We start from the raw sequence: 1,625 nt of genomic DNA on the forward strand, positions 1-1,625 counted from the left end.
CTTGTCGAGCGGGCTGCCGACGCCCTGATCGCCAAGGTCAAGACGCGGATGAGCCGGCTGCGCGTCGGCAGCCCGCTCGACAAGAACACCGATATCGGCCCGCTGGTCGACTTGACCCAGCTTGACCGCGTCAAGGGCCTGGTTGCCGAAGGTGCCAGGCAGGGCGCCGTCTGCTGGCAGCCGGATGCGGCGCTGCCGTCTTCCGGCTACTACCATCTGCCGACGCTCGCTACAGGTGTTTCGCCGGCTAACATATTGGCGCAAGAAGAGGTATTCGGCCCTGTTCTGGCGACCATGACCTTCCGCAACACCGAGGAAGCGATCGAGCTTGCCAACAACACGCGCTATGGCCTCGCCGCCTCGGTGTGGAGCGAGAACGTCAACCTTGCTTTGCACGTCGCGCCGCAATTGAAGGCCGGCGTGGTCTGGGTCAACGGCACCAACATGTTCGACGCCGCCTGTGGCTTCGGCGGCTACCGCGAGAGCGGTTTCGGCCGCGAGGGCGGGCGCGAGGGCATGTTCGAATATCTCACGGCAAAGCTGCCGCTCGGCCCGGTCATCAAGCCGGCGACGACCTCCGCACAGCCAGTCGAGCAGCCGGACGGCGACACGATCGATCGCACGGCAAAGCTGTTCATCGGCGGCAAGCAGGTTCGGCCGGACGGCAATTATTCGCTCGCCATCGCCACCGCCAAGGGCAAGCTTGCCGGCGAAGTTGGGCTCGGCAGCCGCAAGGATATCCGCGATGCCGTCTCTGCCGCCCGCGGTGCCAAGGCCTGGCCGGAGGCGACCGCCTATAACAGGTCCCAGGTGCTGTATTATCTGGCCGAGAACCTTTCCGGCCGTGCCGGCGAGTTCGCCGCCCGTCTCACCGAATTGACCGGCGCTACGCCCAAGGCCGCGCGGGAAGAGGTGGAACAATCCATCGAACGGCTGTTCCTCTATGCCGGTCTGGCCGACAAGTTCGAGGGCCGCGTGCACCAGCCGCCGGCGCGTGCCGTGACGCTGGCGCTTCATGAACCGGTCGGCGTCGTCGGCATCGTCGCCCCTGACAGCTCGCCGCTGCTCGGTCTGATTTCGCTGGTCGCACCGGCGCTGGCCATGGGCAACACCGTGGTTGCGGTGCCGTCGGAGCGCTACCCGCTGCTGGCCACCGATCTCTACCAGGTCATCGAATATTCCGACATTCCCTCAGGCGCCATCAACATCGTCACCGGCCGCAGCGCCGAACTTGCCGGCGTGCTGGCCAAGCATGACGATGTCGACGGGCTCTGGGTGTTCGCCGACGCAGAGACCTGCGCCAAGGCGGAGGCAGAGTCCATCGGCAACCTCAAGCGCGTCTGGAGCGGCAATGGCCGCAGCCTCGACTGGGCATCCGACGAAGCCGCCGGCGACGCCTTCCTGCGCCGCGCCGTCGAGGTCAAGAATGTCTGGGTGCCTTACGGCGATTGATGTCCCCGCGCCGTTGAGACGGTTCGGGGTTGACGCACGGACAGATGTTCTTTAACGAGAAAAAACATCTTTATCAGTGAACGGTCAGCGGCGCAGGCTGCACGATCACGCGTGACTGGCACATGACGCCTTGGCCAGCCGCAGGTAGACCCGGACTATCCCAGCGGACGAGG

At 65.5% G+C, this 1,625-nt stretch carries 1 protein-coding gene; it reads left to right on the plus strand.

Annotated elements, in window-relative coordinates; translation table 11 throughout:
• Positions 1–1,452 (plus strand): aldehyde dehydrogenase family protein (locus EN750_RS33345; RefSeq protein ID WP_127399197.1); only part of this gene is annotated, 1,452 nt, incomplete at its 5' end.
• Positions 1,453–1,625: the final 173 nt, after the last annotated feature.

The organism is Mesorhizobium sp. M7A.F.Ca.ET.027.03.2.1 (assembly GCF_003999175.1).
Classification (GTDB): Bacteria; Pseudomonadota; Alphaproteobacteria; order Rhizobiales; family Rhizobiaceae; genus Mesorhizobium.